The 15197-nt window shown below is 68.1% G+C and carries 14 protein-coding genes; 13 read left to right on the top strand and 1 reads right to left on the bottom strand.

Translation table 11 applies throughout. The features are described from left to right. Nucleotides 1-7 precede the first annotated feature (7 nt). Nucleotides 8-1711 (bottom strand): magnesium transporter CorA family protein, encoded by a 1704-nt coding sequence (locus BM345_RS03175; protein WP_093375485.1) that lies wholly within the window; start codon nt 1709-1711, stop codon nt 8-10. 148 nt (nt 1712-1859) lie between these two features. Here BM345_RS03175 and BM345_RS03170 point away from each other — a divergent pair, with 148 nt between their 5' ends. From BM345_RS03170 to BM345_RS03110, 13 genes are all read left to right on the top strand, one after another. Next, nucleotides 1860-2546, top strand: a complete 687-nt coding sequence (locus tag BM345_RS03170) for an RraA family protein (RefSeq protein WP_093375483.1) — start codon at nt 1860-1862, stop codon at nt 2544-2546. A 30-nt stretch (nt 2547-2576) separates the two neighbouring features. Beyond that, complete coding sequence (locus BM345_RS03165) at nt 2577-3248, top strand: amino acid ABC transporter permease (protein ID WP_093375481.1); 672 nt, start codon at nt 2577-2579, stop codon at nt 3246-3248. 13 nt (nt 3249-3261) lie between these two features. Next, nucleotides 3262-3915 carry an amino acid ABC transporter permease gene (locus BM345_RS03160; protein WP_093375479.1) on the top strand — a complete coding sequence of 218 codons (654 nt, stop codon included), beginning with the start codon at nt 3262-3264 and terminating at the stop codon, nt 3913-3915. A 52-nt stretch (nt 3916-3967) separates the two neighbouring features. Then, the gene (locus BM345_RS03155) at nt 3968-4774 is read left to right on the top strand and encodes a transporter substrate-binding domain-containing protein (RefSeq protein WP_093376210.1); all 807 of its coding nucleotides are present in this window, start codon (nt 3968-3970) and stop codon (nt 4772-4774) included. 39 nt (nt 4775-4813) lie between these two features. Then, on the top strand, nt 4814-5584 hold the full coding sequence (locus BM345_RS03150) for an amino acid ABC transporter ATP-binding protein (protein WP_093375477.1): 771 nt from the start codon (nt 4814-4816) through the stop codon (nt 5582-5584). A gap of 23 nt (nt 5585-5607) precedes the next feature. Continuing rightward, nucleotides 5608-6366: a sugar phosphate isomerase/epimerase family protein gene (locus BM345_RS03145; protein WP_093375475.1), complete on the top strand. Its 759-nt coding sequence runs from the start codon at nt 5608-5610 to the stop codon at nt 6364-6366. After that, entirely contained in the window at nt 6363-7325 is a 963-nt protein-coding gene (locus BM345_RS03140; RefSeq protein WP_093375473.1) for a sugar kinase, read from the top strand. The genes BM345_RS03145 and BM345_RS03140 overlap by 4 nt, the downstream gene beginning before the upstream one ends. Before the next feature lie 8 nt (nt 7326-7333). After that, the gene (locus BM345_RS03135; RefSeq protein WP_093375471.1) at nt 7334-8326 is read left to right on the top strand and encodes a 2-hydroxyacid dehydrogenase; all 993 of its coding nucleotides are present in this window, start codon (nt 7334-7336) and stop codon (nt 8324-8326) included. 61 nt (nt 8327-8387) lie between these two features. After that, entirely contained in the window at nt 8388-9443 is a 1056-nt protein-coding gene (locus BM345_RS03130; protein WP_093375469.1) for a LacI family DNA-binding transcriptional regulator, read from the top strand. A gap of 184 nt (nt 9444-9627) precedes the next feature. Continuing rightward, nucleotides 9628-10596, top strand: a complete 969-nt coding sequence (locus tag BM345_RS03125; protein WP_093375467.1) for a TRAP transporter substrate-binding protein — start codon at nt 9628-9630, stop codon at nt 10594-10596. Nucleotides 10597-10689: 93 nt separating this feature from the next. After that, nucleotides 10690-11202, top strand: coding sequence for a TRAP transporter small permease (locus BM345_RS03120; RefSeq protein ID WP_093375465.1), 513 nt, complete (start codon nt 10690-10692; stop codon nt 11200-11202). Then, nucleotides 11199-12491 (top strand): TRAP transporter large permease, encoded by a 1293-nt coding sequence (locus tag BM345_RS03115; protein ID WP_093375463.1) that lies wholly within the window; start codon nt 11199-11201, stop codon nt 12489-12491. The genes BM345_RS03120 and BM345_RS03115 overlap by 4 nt, the downstream gene beginning before the upstream one ends. 153 nt (nt 12492-12644) lie before the next feature. Then, on the top strand, nt 12645-15176 hold the full coding sequence (locus tag BM345_RS03110; RefSeq protein WP_093375461.1) for an ABC transporter permease: 2532 nt from the start codon (nt 12645-12647) through the stop codon (nt 15174-15176). Nucleotides 15177-15197 lie beyond the last annotated feature (21 nt).

Below are 15197 nucleotides of genomic sequence, written 5' to 3'. Positions count from 1 at the left end.
CGAGCGCTCAGTCCGCGCCGCGCCGCCACACGTCGGCGAAGGACTTGAGCTTGCCGCGCAGCGTCTGCCGATCGTCCGAGAGCGCGTCGATGAAGTCCGACAGCCGCTTGGACTTGATCATGGTGTAGACCGTGAGCCAGGTGGTGAACACGCCCACGATGGCGAACCAAGCGAGCTTGCGGCCCAGCGGCGCGTCCGCCTCGGCCAGCAGGTTCATGCCCAGGAAGCCGGTGGTGATGGTGCCGATCAGGCCGAACAGCGTCACCACCGTGAGCCGCACCACCGTGTTGGCCTGGCGGCGCAGGCTGTCGGCGTCCAGGTAGGTGTTCATGTCGTGGATGCGCACGCGCACCTCGTCGTAGAGCTCGTCCAGGTTGAGGTGCCGCGCGCACAGGTGCGAAAGCGCCTTCACCTGCGCCTGCTGCGAGATCTCGTGGAACCAGTAGCGGTGGGTGAAGCGCAGGAAGCGCTCGAAGATGCTGCGGATGCTGCGCTTGAAGCGCTTCACGCTGGGCGTGCTGCGGATGTCCAGCCGCTTGAGCGCCTCCACCAGCTGGTCGGAGAACATCAAGAGCGATGCCTTCTGGAAATGCGCGATGAGAAAAAGCAGGAAGTGCTGGTGCCTGAACTGCGCCAGCACGCCGCGGTCGCGGCAGCCGTAGAACTCCGAGCGCGCGTCGCCGACCACGATGAGCGCGTGGCCGTTGCACAGGTAGCGCGTGTTGGGCGCAGCGCCGGCATCGGCCCAGAAGCGGTCGTAGCAGTAGCGCGATTCGAAGTCGGCCAGGTGCTGCTCGCCGAAGGGCAGGGCGCTCTGCCCGTCGCTCGCGCCGGTGACCAGGCCCAGGCGGATGAAGTCCTCACGCGTGAGCTTGCGCGGATCGTCCAGGGCCAGGTAGGCCATCATGGGCATGCGGTAGTACTCGATCTGCCGGTAGCGCAGCGGGCCAGGCTCTTCGGAGTGCTCGGCCACCAGCGGCTTCATCACGTGGGCCCAGTGCGCGGCGGTGCGCGGCGCACGGTGCGCGGCCACGTGGGAGAGGAAGGCGTCGCGCTGCTGCGCATCGGAGCGGGCCAGCACCGTGCCGCCCTTGTCCAGCCACTCGACGCTGCTCATGCAGTGCAGCGCGGCGCCGTGCGCGTCCCAGCCGGCGGGGTAGGCGCGGCCGAAGCGGTAGAGCATCTCGTGCGCCTGCCCCAGGCCCAGGTCGTTGGCGCCCACCTCGACGTTGAGGATCACCACGTCCACGTCGAAGAAGAAGTACAGGTCGATGTGCACCACCTCCAGCGTGATCGGTGCGTCGCCGGGTCGGGGCACCACGCGCAGCGCGGCGATGTCGTGGCGGCGGAAGATGCGCATGGGCGAGCCGACGACCGGGTCTTCCTCCGCCTTCGCGCCATCGGTGCGGCGCGCGCGGCCTTCGCCGTAGAGGAACTGCTGCACGTAGGGCAGGAAGCTTACGAACTCGTTGTAGTGACGCTCGTGGAAGGCCTCGCTGCTGCCGGTGTATTCGTCCACCACCTCGCGCCAGGGCGAGCTATCGCCCAGCTCGCGCATCAGTTCGAGGGCAGGGCGGCGATGGCCGTCCCCGTCCTTGTCCTGCATCAGGCGCAGCGGCCACAGCAGCACCTGTCGAAGGTGCTGGACCCGGGGTGCCGCTGCCTGTTGTTGTTTCAGTTCTGGCAGCGACTCGGCGATGGCGCTTTGCATCGGGCCAGTGTAGGCGTCCAATGGGCTGCGCGCCGCATGCCTGCTGGGCTGTACGTAGAAACCCTAGATAGCCTGAAACCGGTTTCAGATACAGTCCGTGCCCAACGTCACCAAGACGTGGATTGCATTGGACAACAGGAGACAAGCGATGTGGAAGGATGACGACGAGCTGTTCGGCCTCATGCGCCAGCGACTGTTTCCGGCGGTGGTGGGCGACATCCTCGACACCATGGGTTTCATGCGGCAGTTCCTGCATCCGCAGATCAAGCCTGTCGAGAGCCGCATGGTGATCGCCGGCCGCGCCATGCCCGTGCTGGAGACGCTGTGCTTCGACGCGGTGAACGAGGCGGGCAAGTCGGAAGTGGCCCGCGTTCCCTTCGGCCGCCTGTTCGAGGCGCTGGACGACCTGAAGCCCAACGAGGTCTACGTGGCCACCGGCTGCGCACCGCAGTTCGCGCTGTGGGGCGGGCTGATGACCACGCGCGCCATGCACCTGAAGGCCGCCGGCGCGGTGCTCGACGGCTGGTCGCGCGACACCAATGAAGTGCTGGAACTGGGCCTGCCCGTGTTCTCGTACGGCGGGTATGCGCAGGACCAGGGCCCGCGCGGCAAGGTGGTGGACTGGCGCATTCCGGTGGAGATCAACGCGGTGCGCATCAACCCCGGCGACATCGTCTTCGGCGACTGCGACGGTGTGCTCGTGATCCCGAAGGAAGCCGAGGAAGAGGCCATCCGCAAGGCGCTGGAAAAAGCCAGCACCGAGAACCGCGTGCGCGACGCCATCAACCAGGGCATGAGCACGGTCGATGCCTTCAAGACCTTCGGCGTGATGTAGCGCGCCATTTCACTTCTTCATTTCGTTTCCATGAACTACCAGTTCCAGTTCGACGCGGTCTTCGCCGCCTGGCCGCTGCTGCTCAAGGGCACGTGGATCACCGTGCAGCTCTCGCTGACGGCCACGCTGCTGGGCCTGATCGTGGCCATCGTCTGCGCGTGGGGCAAGACCTCGGGGCCGGCGCCGCTGCGCTTCGTGATCAACACCTACATCGAGATCATCCGCAACACGCCTTTCCTGGTGCAGCTGTTCTTCTTCTTCTTCGCGCTGCCGGCCATCGGGCTGCGCTGGTCGCCCTACACGGCGGCACTCACGGCGATGGTGGTGAACCTGGGCGCGTATGCGACGGAGATCATCCGCGCCGGCATCGAGTCCATTCCCAAGGGCCAGATCGAGGCGGGCAGGGCGCTGAACCTCAAGGGCTGGGAGATCTTCCGCTTCATCATCATCAAGCCGGCGCTCAAGGCCATCTACCCGGCGCTCACCAGCCAGTTCATCCTGCTGATGCTCAGCTCGGCGGTGGTGTCGGTGATCTCGGCGGACGACCTCACCTCGGTGGCGGCCAACCTGCAGTCGCAGACCTTCCGCAGCTTCGAGATCTACATCGTGGTGGCGGGCATCTACCTGGCCCTGGCCCTGGCCTTCTCGGCGCTGTTCAAGCTGATCTACCAGCGCGCGCTCAACTACCCCGACCGTCGCTAGGAGCCGAAACATCATGCGTACCTTCGGCTTTCCCGAATTCCTGTTCATCCTCGAAGCGGCCAAGTGGACGCTCGCCCTGTCGGCCATCGCTTTCATCGGCGGTGCCATCCTGGGGCTGATCGTCGCGCTGGCGCGCACCTCCGAGAACCGCACGGCACAGCTGCTGTCCACCGGCTTCATCCAGATCTTCCAGGGCACGCCGCTGCTGCTGCAGCTGTTCCTGATCTTCTTCGGCGCGCCGGTGATCGGCCTGGACATCAACCCGTGGATCGCCGCGGGCCTGGCGCTCATCCTCAACAGCGCGGCCTTCCTGGGCGAGATCTGGCGCGGCTGCATCCAGGCCGTGCCGCGCGGGCAGATCGAGGCGGCGCATGCGTTGAACCTCAGCTACCTGAACCGCATGCGCGACGTGGTGCTGCCGCAGGCCTTCAAGATCGCGCTGCCGCCCACGGTGGGCTACGTGGTGCAGATCATCAAGGGCACGTCTCTCGCGGCCATCATCGGCTTCACCGAGATCACGCGCGCCGGCCAGATCATCAACAACGCCACCTTCCAGCCGCTGCAGGTGTTCACCACCGTGGCCGCGATCTACTTCGTGGTCTGCTGGCCGCTCTCGCTGCTGGCCTCGCACATGGAGCGCAAGCGCGCCCGTGCGCTGGCACGCTGAACCATTTCCGCCTTTCATCCTCAACCATTTCTTTTACCTGGAGACGCTTCGAATGACCGCTTCCCTCATCACGCGCCGCGGCGCCACCGCCGTCCTGGCAGCCCTGGGCCTGGGCGCCGCCCTCTCGGCCTTCAGCACCACGGCCTCGGCGCAGAGCGTGGCCGACATCAAGAAGAAGGGCGAAGTGACCATCGGCATGCTGGTGGACTTTCCGCCCTACGGCACGACCAATGCGCAGAACCAGCCCGACGGCTACGACGCCGACGTCGCCAAGCTGCTGGCCAAGGACTGGGGCGTGAAGGTCAACATCGTCCCCGTGACCGGCCCCAACCGCATCCCCTTCCTGCTGACCAACAAGGTCGACCTGCTGGTGGCCTCGCTGGCCGTCACGCCCGAGCGTGCCAAGCAGGTGCAGTTCTCGCAGCCCTACGCGGCCGCCACCATCGTGCTGTACGGCAAGACCGGCGCACCCATCAAGAGCGCGGCCGACCTCAAGGGCGTGCGCGTGGGCGTGGCCCGTGCCAGCACGCAGGACGTGGCCGTGACCAAGGCCGCCCCCGAAGGCACGGAGATCCGCCGCTTCGACGACGACGCATCGGCCATGCAGGCGCTGATGTCGGGCCAGGTCGATGCCATCGGCTGCTCGGTGACCGTGGCGGCGCAGATCGCCAAGCGCGTGCCGGCCAACACCTTCGAGAACAAGTTCACCCTGGTGCAGCAGGCCATGGGCATCGCCATGCGTCCGGGCCAGGACGACCTCCTGAAGAACGTGAACGACTTCGTCTCGAAGAACACCGCCAACGGCGAACTGGGCAAGCTCTACCAGAAGTGGCTGGGCACCGACTTCCCCAAGTTCTGATCGCACCGCACAGAGAGCAAGAGAGAAGGATTGGCTGCAATGACGGCGACTCACACCCTCGGCACCGACATCATCCGGATGGACGGGGTCAACAAGTGGTACGGACAGTTCCAGGTGCTGACCGACATCGACCTGTCGGTCCGCTCGGGTGAGCGCATCGTCGTCTGCGGCCCGTCGGGCTCGGGCAAGTCCACGCTGATCCGCTGCATCAACCGCCTGGAGCAGGTGCAGAAGGGCCGCATCGTGGTGGACGGCATCGAGCTGACCGCGGGCGGCAAGAACGTGGACGCGGTGCGTGCCGAGGTGGGCATGGTGTTCCAGCAGTTCAACCTGTTCCCGCACCTGACCATCCTGCAGAACTGCACGCTGGCGCCGATGCGCTCGCGCGGCCTGTCCAAGGACGAGGCCGAGGCGATCGCGATGAAGTACCTCACCCGCGTGCGCATTCCCGAGCAGGCGAACAAGTACCCCAGCCAGCTCTCGGGCGGGCAGCAGCAGCGCGTGGCCATTGCCCGCGCGCTGTGCATGACGCCCAAGATCATGCTGTTCGACGAGCCCACGTCCGCCCTCGACCCCGAGATGGTGAAGGAGGTGCTCGACACCATGATCGGCCTGGCCGAGGATGGCATGACCATGCTGTGCGTGACGCACGAGATGGGCTTTGCCCGCAGCGTGGCCGACCGCGTGATCTTCATGGCCGACGGCCGCGTCGTTGAGCAGGCGCCGCCGGAAGAGTTCTTCAAGGCCCCGAAGGACGAGCGCACGCGCCAGTTCCTCGGGCAGATCCTCAGTTCGCACCAACCCCACTGAAGCCAACCGAGAAGGAGCCGCCCATGCCGCCCGTCCTGATCTCCCTCACCGCCTATGGCGCCGCCGAAGTCGGCCGCCACGGGCAGCCCTGGTTCGCGCGCCTGGCCTGCGAGGCCGGCGCGGACGCGGTGGAAGTGCGCGGCGAGTTGCTCGGCGAGGACAAGCTCCACGACGAACTGGCACTGCTCGCGCCCTTCACCGCGGTCTATTCCGAGCCGCTGGTGCTGTGGACCGAGGAGGGCGACCTGGACACCGGTGCGCTGGAACGCGGCATCACGCGGGCGAAGCACCTCAATGCGCCGCGGCTGAAGATGTCGATCGGCGGCTGGGCCAAGGCACCGGCCGATTCGGCGGCCGAGCTCAAGTCCATCCTGGCCGACCACCCCGCCATCGAACTCCTGATCGAGAACGACCAGACCGAGACCGGCGGCACGCTGGGCGCGCTGCAGGCCTTCTTCGCCGCTGCCGATGCCGCCGGCCTGACGCTGGGCATGACCTTCGACATGGGCAACTGGCACTACACCGGCGAATGCCCGCTGCGCGCGGCCGAGGCACTGGCGCCACGCGTGCGTTACGTACACTGCAAGGGCGTGCAGCGCCTGCCGGCCAAATGGGTGGCCGTGCCGATGACGCAGTCCTCCGCGCCCTGGCGCGCGATACTGCGCGCGCTGCCGGCCACCGTGCCGCACGCCATCGAATACCCCCTGATGGGCGACGACCTGCTGGCCGTCACCCGAGAAGAAATCACGCACATCCGGCGCCTTCGCGCCGCTGCTCCATGACCTTTGCTTCCGCGCCTGCCGCCTTCGACGTCGCCCTGTTCGGCGAGGCCATGCTTTTGCTGGTGGCCGACCAGCCCGGGCCGATCGAGAACGCGCAGGCCTTCCACAAGCGCACCGCCGGCGCCGAGACCAACGTGGCCATCGGCCTGTCGCGCCTGGGCCTGAAGGTGGGCTGGGCGAGCCGCCTGGGCACCGATTCGATGGGCCGCTCGCTCATCGCCAGCATGAAGGGCGAGGGCATCGACTGCTCGCACGTCATCTGCGACCCGACGCAGAAGACCGGCTTCCAGTTCAAGGGCCGCGTCACCGACGGCAGCGACCCGCCGGTGGAATACCACCGCAAAGGCTCGGCCGCCAGCCACATGGGGCCGCAGGACATCGACGAGCCCTGGCTCCGCTCGGCGCGCCACCTGCACGCCACCGGCGTGTTCCCGGCGATTTCCGAGACCAGCCTGCAGGCCGCGATCAAGTCCATGGACGTCATGCGCTCCGCCGGGCGCACCATTTCCTTCGACACCAACCTGCGCCCCACCCTGTGGCCCTCCACCGAGGTGATGCGCCACTGGATCAACCACATGGCCTCCCTGGCCGACTGGGTGCTGCCCGGCATCGAGGAGGGCCTGATCCTCACCGGGCAGAGCACCGCCGAGGGCGTGGCCGCCTTCTACCGCAACCAGGGCGCCCAGCTGGTGGTCGTCAAGCTGGGCGCGGCGGGGGCCTACTACGACGGGCTGGACTGCGGCAGCGGCTACGTGGAGGGCTTCCCGGTCGAGAAGGTGATCGACACCGTAGGCGCCGGCGACGGCTTTGCCGCCGGCGTGGTCAGCGCCCTGCTGGAAGGAAGGTCGGTGCCCGAAGCCGTGCGGCGCGGTGCCTGGATCGGCGCTCGCGCGGTGCAGGTGCTGGGCGACACCGAGGGCCTGCCCACGCGCGCCCAACTGGACGAAGCCGGACTCTGAAAGACGACATGAACGAGAAGAAGAAGGTCCTGGTCTTTCGCGAGCTGCCCGAGGATCAACTCGCACGGCTCGCCGCGGTGCATGACGTGACGGTGGCCAATCCGCGCATCGCCGCGCAGAAGGCCGCCTTCGACGCGGCGCTGCCGCTGGCGCAGGGGCTGATCGGCTCGAGCTACCCGGTCGATGCGGACCTCATTTCGCGCGCACCGAAATTGGAGGTGGTCTCCAGCGTGTCGGTGGGCGTGGACAACTACGACCTGGCCGCGCTCGATTCGCGCGGCATCCTTTTGTGCCACACGCCCGGCGTGCTCACCGAGACGGTGGCCGACACGGTGTTCGCCATCCTCATGGCCACCAGCCGCCGCGTGGTGGAACTGGCCAGCCTGGTGCGCGAAGGCCGCTGGGGCAAGAACATCGGGCCCGATCTGTTCGGGCGCGACGTGCATGGCAAGACCGTGGGCATCCTGGGTTTCGGGCGCATCGGCCAGGCCGTGGCGCGCCGCGCCGCACTGGGCTTCGGCATGCCGGTGCTCTACAACACGCGCCGGCCGGTCGACCTGGCCGAGCAGGCCCCCCAACTGGTGGGCCATGCGCAGTACGCGAGCCTTGCCGACCTGCTGGCGAAGTCGGACATCGTGGTGGCCATGCTGCCTTTGTCGGACAGCACGCGCGGCATGCTGGACGAATCTGCCTTTGCGCAGATGAAGAAGGGCGCGATCTTCATCAACGGCGGCCGCGGCGCCACGGTGAAGGAAGACGCGCTGCTGGCCGCGCTCGACAGCGGCCACCTGCACGCCGCCGGCCTGGACGTGTTCGCCACCGAGCCGCTGCCGCTGGATTCGCCGCTGCGCACGCACCCGCGTGTCACCGCCTTGCCGCACATCGGCTCGGCGACGCACGAGACGCGCCACGGCATGGCGGTGCTGGCCACCAGCAACCTGCTGCAAGCGCTGGCCGGTGAACGGCCTGCCGCCACCTACGACACCGGCACCACCGCATGAGGCCCCGCTCGTGGGCCGCGAAGGGGGTTCGCATGGCAGTTCAAGGTAGGGAGGTCCTGCAATGAGCACCCGCACCTCGGTACAACGGCCCGCGGGGCGCGCCACCATCGCCGACGTGGCGAAGAAGGCGGGCGTTTCCAAGGCCACGGTCTCGCGCTTTCTCAACCACCGCGAGCGGCTGCTGAGCCCCGACATCGCCGCCAAGGTGGAAGCCGCGGTCGCGGCCCTGTCCTATGCGCCCAGCCCGATGGCGCAGGCGCTCAGCCGCGGGCGCTCGCGCCTCATCGGCCTGGTGGTGGCGGACGTCAGCAATCCCTTCTCGGTGGCCGTGCTGCGCGGCGCGGAGAAAGCCTGCCAGCAGGCCGGCTACCTGCTCATGCTGTTCAACCTCGGCAACGACGGCAGCCGCGAGCGCGAGGCCATCGATGCGCTGGCGCGCTACCAGGTGGACGGCTTCATCCTCAACACCCTGGGACGCGGCGCGAGCGCCGTCGATCCGGATGCGCTGCACGGCAAGCCGGCGGTGCTGGTCGACCGGCGCCATCCCGGCATGCATGCGGACTTCGTGTCGCTGGACAACGCGGCCGCCATGCAGTCGGCCTGCGAGCATCTCGCGGCCGGCGGCTATCGCGAGCTGCTCTACATCTCCGAGCCTTCCAAGGGCGTCAGTTCGCGGCGCGAGCGCATCGCGGCCTTCGGCGAGTGCGCGAAGGCGCAGGCATCGCGCATGGCCGGCAACGTGTTCGAGTGCCAGGACGAGTCGCATCCCGAAGCGCATGACGCGCTCGACGATGCCCTGCGCGCGCTGAAGAAGCGCGCCGTGCGCGGCCGCCGCGCGGCGGTGCTGGCCGGCAACTCGGTGGTCACGCTGCGCGTGGCCGCGGCGATGACGCGGCTGGGCTGGAGCTTCGGGCAGGAACTGGGTTTCGTCGGCTTCGACGACACCGAGTGGGCGCCGCTGGTCGGCCCGGGCCTGTCGACCATCGCGCAGCCGACCGACGCCATCGGGCACACGGCCGCCACCTGCCTCATCGAGCGGCTGCAGGGCTTCGAAGGGCCACCGCGGCAACTGCTGCTGCCGGGGCAGTTGATCGAGCGCGGCTCGTCGGCCGGCTGAGGTCCGCGGCGCGGGAGATCCGCGCCGGTTGCTGTCGCACATCCGCGTGCTCCGGCGCCATACACGACTGCAGTTTCGTGGTGCGTGCTATGAAAGCTCGGTGAAAGCCCCGACGAGGGAAAGCCCTCGCTTGCGGCATAGTCCGAGAAACCGCTTTCTTGTCAAAAACCTCCCCGGAGACACCATGAAACTCGGCACCCTTGCCGCCTGCCTTTCGCTCGCCCTCAGCGCCAGTGCTTTCGCCCAGACCACCACCCTGAAGATCGGCTACGCCACCACGAAGGACTCGCACTACGGCGTCGGTTCCACGGTGTTCTGCGACGAGGTCGAGAAGGGCACGCAAGGCCGCTACAAGTGCCAGCACTTCCCCAATTCCGCCCTGGGCGGCGAGCGCGAGCAGATCGAGGCCGTGCAGCTGGGCACGCAGGACCTGGTGAACACCTCCACCGGCCCGGTAGGCAACTTCGTGCCCGAGGTGAAGATCGTCGACATCCCCTTCCTCTTCCGCGACTACGACCATGCGCGCAAGGTGATGGACGGCCCCATCGGCCAGGACATCCTCGCCAAGTTCCCCAGCAAGGGCATCATCGCGCTGGCCTGGACGGAGAACGGCTTTCGCCACATGACCAACAGCAAGCGCGACATCGTCAAGCCCTCCGACGCTGCCGGCCTGAAGATGCGCACCATGGAGAACAAGGTGCACATGGACGGCTACCGCACCTTCGGCATCCTGCCCACGCCCATGGCCTTCCCCGAGCTGTTCGGCGCACTGCAGCAGGGCACGGTCGACGGCCAGGAGAACCCCATCCCCGTGATCCTGTCGGCCAAGTTCGCGCAGGTGCAGAACCACCTCTCGCTCACCGGCCACGTGTATTCGCCCGCGCTGCTGCTGCTGTCGCCGCGCGTGTGGAACAAGCTGTCCGACGCCGACAAGAAGGTCTTCCTCGACGCCGCGCGCAGTGCCGGTGCCGCCCAGCGCAAGAAGGTCAACGAGGACGAGAACAACGGCATCGCCCAGCTCGAGAAGGACGGCATGAAGGTCGTGCGCAACGTCGACGGCAACGCCTTCCGCGAAGCGCTCAAGCCGGCCTACGTGGGCTATGCGAAGGAATTCGGCGCGGACAACATCAAGAAGATCTCCGACGTGAAGTAAGCGGCGCGCGCGCCGCCCCCGCACCGCCCTGCGGGCCAGCAATGGCCCCGGGCGGTTGCGTCTTTCCAGAGATCCAACAACAACAGTCCGTCCGTGAAAACCTTCGAACGCTATTTCCTGGCTGCGAACCGGTGGGTGCTGATCCTGCTGCTCGCGTCCATGTCCGTCATCATCTTCGTCAACGTGGCCATGCGCTACCTCACCAGCAACTCGCTGGAGTGGGCCGAGGAAGTGTCGCGCCACATGATGATCTGGCTCACCTTCCTGGGCGCCGGCCCGGTGCTGCGCTACGGCGGCCACATCGCGGTGGAGAACCTGCAGGACGCGCTGCCGCCCAAGGGCGCCATCGCCATGCGCGCGGTCGTCGCGCTGCTGCTCTTCGCCTTCTTCGGCTTCATGGTCTGGTACGGCTGGCTTTACATGCAGCGCACCATGTTCCAGCTCACGGCCGTGACGCAGATTCCCTTTGCCTACATCTACAGCGCCATGATGCTCGGCGGCATCCTGCTGGTGGTGCACTGGGCCCTGATCGTGCGGGGCTACGTGCTCAGGCGCGAATTCGCATCCGACGCGCACTTCGATGCGGCAGCAAGCGCCTCGCTATGAACGCCAGCCTGCTTCTCATCGCGTCGGCCTGCGTGTTCCTGGCCATCGGCGTGCCGGTGGCTTTCGCGCTGGGCCTGGCCACCGCCACCACGCTGATCCTGGCCGAGTCCTACCCGCTCATGGTGCTGCTGAAGGAAACCTTCACCGGCATCGACAGCTTCCCGCTGATGGCGGTGCCCTTCTTCATCCTGGCCGCCGAGCTGATGAGCGGCGGCTCGCTCACCGAGGTGCTGCTGCGCTTCGCCGGGCAGTTCGTCGGGCACCGCCGCGGCGGCCTGGGCTACACCAACGTGGTCTCGCTCACCTTCTTCTCGGGCATTTCCGGCTCGGCGCTGGCCGATGCGGCCGGCCCGGGCTCGATGCTGATCAAGATGATGGACAAGGCCGGCTACGACCGCTCGTACGCCGCGGCGCTCACTGCGTCCACGGCGATCGTGGGGCCGATCATCCCGCCTTCGATCATCATGATCATCTACGCCCTGCAGGACGACAGCGTGTCGGTGGGCAGCCTCTTCGTGGCCGGCCTGCTGCCGGGCGTGCTGATCGCGGTGGCGATGTGCGTGGTCAACTTCTACGTCTCGAAGAAGCGCAACTACAAGGGCGACGGCGGCATGCCGCCCATGCGCGAGGTGCTCATCACCACATGGAAGGCCATTCCCGCCATCCTGCTGCCGGTGGTGATCCTGGGCGGCATGCGCGCGGGCTGGTTCACGCCCACCGAGGCCTCGGTGGTGGCGGTGTTCTACGCGCTGGTGTGCGGCAAGTTCGTCTACCGCACGCTGGAGTGGAAGGCGCTGCCGGACATCCTCTCGCGCTCGGCGCTGCTCTCGGCTTCGGTGCTGATCATCATCGGGCTGTCGGCCTCGTTCGCGTGGATCCTCACCATCGAGAACGTGCCGCAGCAACTGGCCGAGTGGCTGGCGGCCATGAACCTGTCGCCGTGGATGTTCCTCATCATCGTGAACATCTTCCTGCTGCTCTTCGGCATCTTCATCGAGCCGCTGCCAGGGGTGATGGTGCTCGCGCCCATCCTCGCGCCGGTGGCGCTGAAGCTGGGCATCGACCCGATCCACTTCGCGATGATCGTGATCTACAACCTCACGCTGGGCATGATCACGCCGCCGGTGGGCGGGCTGCTCTTCGTCACCTGCAACGTCTCGCGGGTGCCGATGTCGCAGCTGGTGCGCGAGCTCAAGCCCTTCCTGTGGGCGCACGGCGCGGTGCTGCTGTTGCTGACCTTCGTGCCGGCGATCAGCACCTGGCTGCCGCACCTGTGGGGGTTCAAGTAGGCTCCTGGCACCCGAGTCACTCGGAGGCGAAATCCAAGCTTCCCTGAACGGGGGGCCGCTTCTTCGGATTCGCGGCCTCGTGGCAGGTCTCCTCGGGAGCGAATGCCTGCGAGCGGCGAAGGCCCATTCCCACTTGGGTTAACGTCCGCGCCCATGAGCACCCACACCACTTCTTCCGCATGGCGCCTGGGCTGGCGCACACTCTGGCGCGACCTGCGCGCCGGGGAACTGCGCCTCCTGATGGTGGCGGTGATGCTGGCGGTGGCGGCGCTCACCGCGGTGGGCTTCTTCGCCGACCGGCTCAAGGGCGGCCTGCAGCGCGATGCGCGCCAGCTGCTGGGCGGCGACTCGGTGCTGGCCAGCGACAACCCCACGCCCGACGCTTTCATCGAGCGGGCCCGCGCGCTGGGCCTGCAGGGCACCATCAACTACAACTTCCCGACCATGGCCCGCGCCGACGAGGCGCAGGGCGGCGCCAGCAAGCTGGTGGCGCTCAAGGCCGTGGGCGCTGGCTACCCGCTGCGCGGCAAGCTGCAGACCAGCACCCAGGCCGGCGACACCGGCGAGGCCACGCAAGGAATTCCCGAGCGCGGCGAGGTGTGGATCGACGGTCCGCTGCTCGAGGCGCTCGGCCTGAAGATGGGCGACAAGCTGCTGCTGGGCGACTCGGCCCTGCGCATCGCCCGCATCATCGTGCTGGAGCCCGATCGCGGCGCCGGCTTCATGAGCTTCGCGCCCCGCGTGATGCTCAACCAGGCCGACGTGGCCGCGACGGGCCTGGTGCAGCCGGCCAGCCGGGTGCGCTACCGCTTCGCCGTGGCAGGCGAAGAGCGCGCGGTGAAGGCCTTCAACGACTGGACCGACGAGGCGCTGAAGAAGGGCGAGCTGCGCGGCGCGCGCCTGGAGTCCTTCGAGAGCGGCCGGCCCGAGATGCGCCAGACGCTGGACCGCGCCGAGAAATTCCTCAACCTGGTGGCACTGCTCGCTGCGCTGCTGTCGGCCGTGGCGGTGGCACTGGCCGCGCGCGGCTTCGCGGCCAACCACCTGGACGACTGCGCCATGCTGCGCGTGCTGGGCCAGAGCCAGCGCACCATCGCCGGAGCCTATGCCTTCGAGTTCGCGCTGATCGGCCTGGTGGCCAGTGCCATCGGCGTGCTGATGGGCTTCGCCGTGCACTACGTCTTCGTGCTGTTGCTGGCCGGCCTCGTCGAAAGCTCGCTGCCGGCGCCCACGCTGTGGCCGGTGGCCTTCGGCCTTGGCATGGGCCTGACCCTGCTGTTCGCCTTCGGCCTGCCGCCGGTGCTGCAGCTGGCGCAGGTGCCGCCGCTGCGCGTGATCCGCCGCGACGTGGGCAACCTCAAGCCGGCCTCGCTCGTGGTATTGGGCGTGGGCGTGGCCGGCTTCGCCACGCTGCTGCTGGCGGCCAGCAGCGACCTCAAGCTGGGGCTGATCGCCGTCGGCGGCTTCATGGTCGCGGTGGCCGTGTTCGCGGTGCTGAGCTGGCTGGCCGTCAAGCTGCTGCGCCGCAGCGTCAACGAGGGCACCGCGCCGCGCTGGCTGGTGCTGGCCACGCGGCAGATCTCGGCGCGGCCGGTCTACACCGTGGTGCAGGTGAGCGCGCTGGCCGTGGGCCTGCTGGCGCTCATCCTGCTGGTGCTGCTGCGCACCGACCTGGTGGCCAGCTGGCGCCGCGCCACGCCGCCGGACGCGCCCAACCGATTCGTCATCAACGTCATGCCCGAGCAGAACGCGCCCTTCCAAAAAGCGCTGCGCGACGCCGGCGTGGGCAAGTACGACTGGTATCCCATGATCCGCGGGCGCCTGGTGGCCATCAACGGCAAGGCCGTCTCGCCCGACGACTACACCGACGACCGCGCCCGCCGCCTGGTGGACCGCGAGTTCAACCTCAGCAACAGCGCCGAGGCGCCGGAGCACAACGGCATCGTCGCCGGCCGCTGGACGCCCGATGCGCCGGGCGAGGTCAGCGTGGAGGAGGGCCTGGCCACCACCCTGGGCATGAAGCTGGGCGACACGCTGCGCTTCGACATCGGCGGCGTGCAGAACGACTCGAAGATCACCTCGCTGCGCAAGGTGGACTGGGGCTCGCTGCATGCCAACTTCTTCGTGATGTACACCGTGGCCGCGCTGCCCGACGTGCCCGTCACCTACATGGCCGCCTTCCGCGCGCCGGAGAAGAACGGCTTCGACAACGCGCTGGTGCGGGCCTTTCCCAACATCACCAACGTCGACATGAGCGCGACCATCGGCCAGGTGCAGCGGGTGCTGGACCAGGTGATCCGCGCGGTGGAGTTCCTCTTCGGCTTCACGCTCGCGGCCGGGCTGGTGGTGCTGTTCGCGGCAGTCAGCGCCACGCGCGAGGAGCGGGCGCGCGAGTTCGCCATCATGCGGGCCGTGGGCGCGCGCGCGAGCCTCCTGCGCCAGGTGCAGCGCGCCGAGCTGGCGGGCGTGGGCTTGCTGGCGGGGCTGCTGGCCAGCATCGTCGCCTCGGTGATCGGCTGGGCCCTGGCGCGCTACGTCTTCGAATTCACCTGGACCGCCTCGCCGCTGGTGCCGCTGGGCGGTGCCCTGGCCGGCGCGGTGCTGGCGCTGGCGGCGGGCTGGTGGGGCCTTCGCGAGGTGCTGCGCCGTCCGGTGGTGGCCACGCTGCGGCGCGCCTCCGAGTAGCGCAATGAAGAACGCCTTCGA

Source organism: Variovorax sp. OV329, assembly GCF_900114785.1.
In the GTDB taxonomy this organism is placed as follows: Bacteria; Pseudomonadota; Gammaproteobacteria; order Burkholderiales; family Burkholderiaceae_C; genus Variovorax.
The sequence above is the reverse complement of the archived record's forward strand: the minus strand, read 5'-3'. Positions and strand labels throughout refer to the sequence as shown.

Excerpts from the sequence above, each read along its gene's own strand:
- BM345_RS03175 (WP_093375485.1), bottom strand. The coding sequence starts at position 1,711 with ATGCAAAGCGCCATCGCCGAGTCGCTGCCAGAACTGAAACAACAACAG.
- BM345_RS03170 (WP_093375483.1), top strand. The coding sequence starts at position 1,860 with ATGTGGAAGGATGACGACGAGCTGTTCGGCCTCATGCGCCAGCGACTG.
- BM345_RS03165 (WP_093375481.1), top strand. The coding sequence starts at position 2,577 with ATGAACTACCAGTTCCAGTTCGACGCGGTCTTCGCCGCCTGGCCGCTG.
- BM345_RS03160 (WP_093375479.1), top strand. The coding sequence starts at position 3,262 with ATGCGTACCTTCGGCTTTCCCGAATTCCTGTTCATCCTCGAAGCGGCC.
- BM345_RS03155 (WP_093376210.1), top strand. The coding sequence starts at position 3,968 with ATGACCGCTTCCCTCATCACGCGCCGCGGCGCCACCGCCGTCCTGGCA.
- BM345_RS03150 (WP_093375477.1), top strand. The coding sequence starts at position 4,814 with ATGACGGCGACTCACACCCTCGGCACCGACATCATCCGGATGGACGGG.
- BM345_RS03145 (WP_093375475.1), top strand. The coding sequence starts at position 5,608 with ATGCCGCCCGTCCTGATCTCCCTCACCGCCTATGGCGCCGCCGAAGTC.
- BM345_RS03140 (WP_093375473.1), top strand. The coding sequence starts at position 6,363 with ATGACCTTTGCTTCCGCGCCTGCCGCCTTCGACGTCGCCCTGTTCGGC.
- BM345_RS03135 (WP_093375471.1), top strand. The coding sequence starts at position 7,334 with ATGAACGAGAAGAAGAAGGTCCTGGTCTTTCGCGAGCTGCCCGAGGAT.
- BM345_RS03130 (WP_093375469.1), top strand. The coding sequence starts at position 8,388 with ATGAGCACCCGCACCTCGGTACAACGGCCCGCGGGGCGCGCCACCATC.
- BM345_RS03125 (WP_093375467.1), top strand. The coding sequence starts at position 9,628 with ATGAAACTCGGCACCCTTGCCGCCTGCCTTTCGCTCGCCCTCAGCGCC.
- BM345_RS03115 (WP_093375463.1), top strand. The coding sequence starts at position 11,199 with ATGAACGCCAGCCTGCTTCTCATCGCGTCGGCCTGCGTGTTCCTGGCC.
- BM345_RS03110 (WP_093375461.1), top strand. The coding sequence starts at position 12,645 with ATGAGCACCCACACCACTTCTTCCGCATGGCGCCTGGGCTGGCGCACA.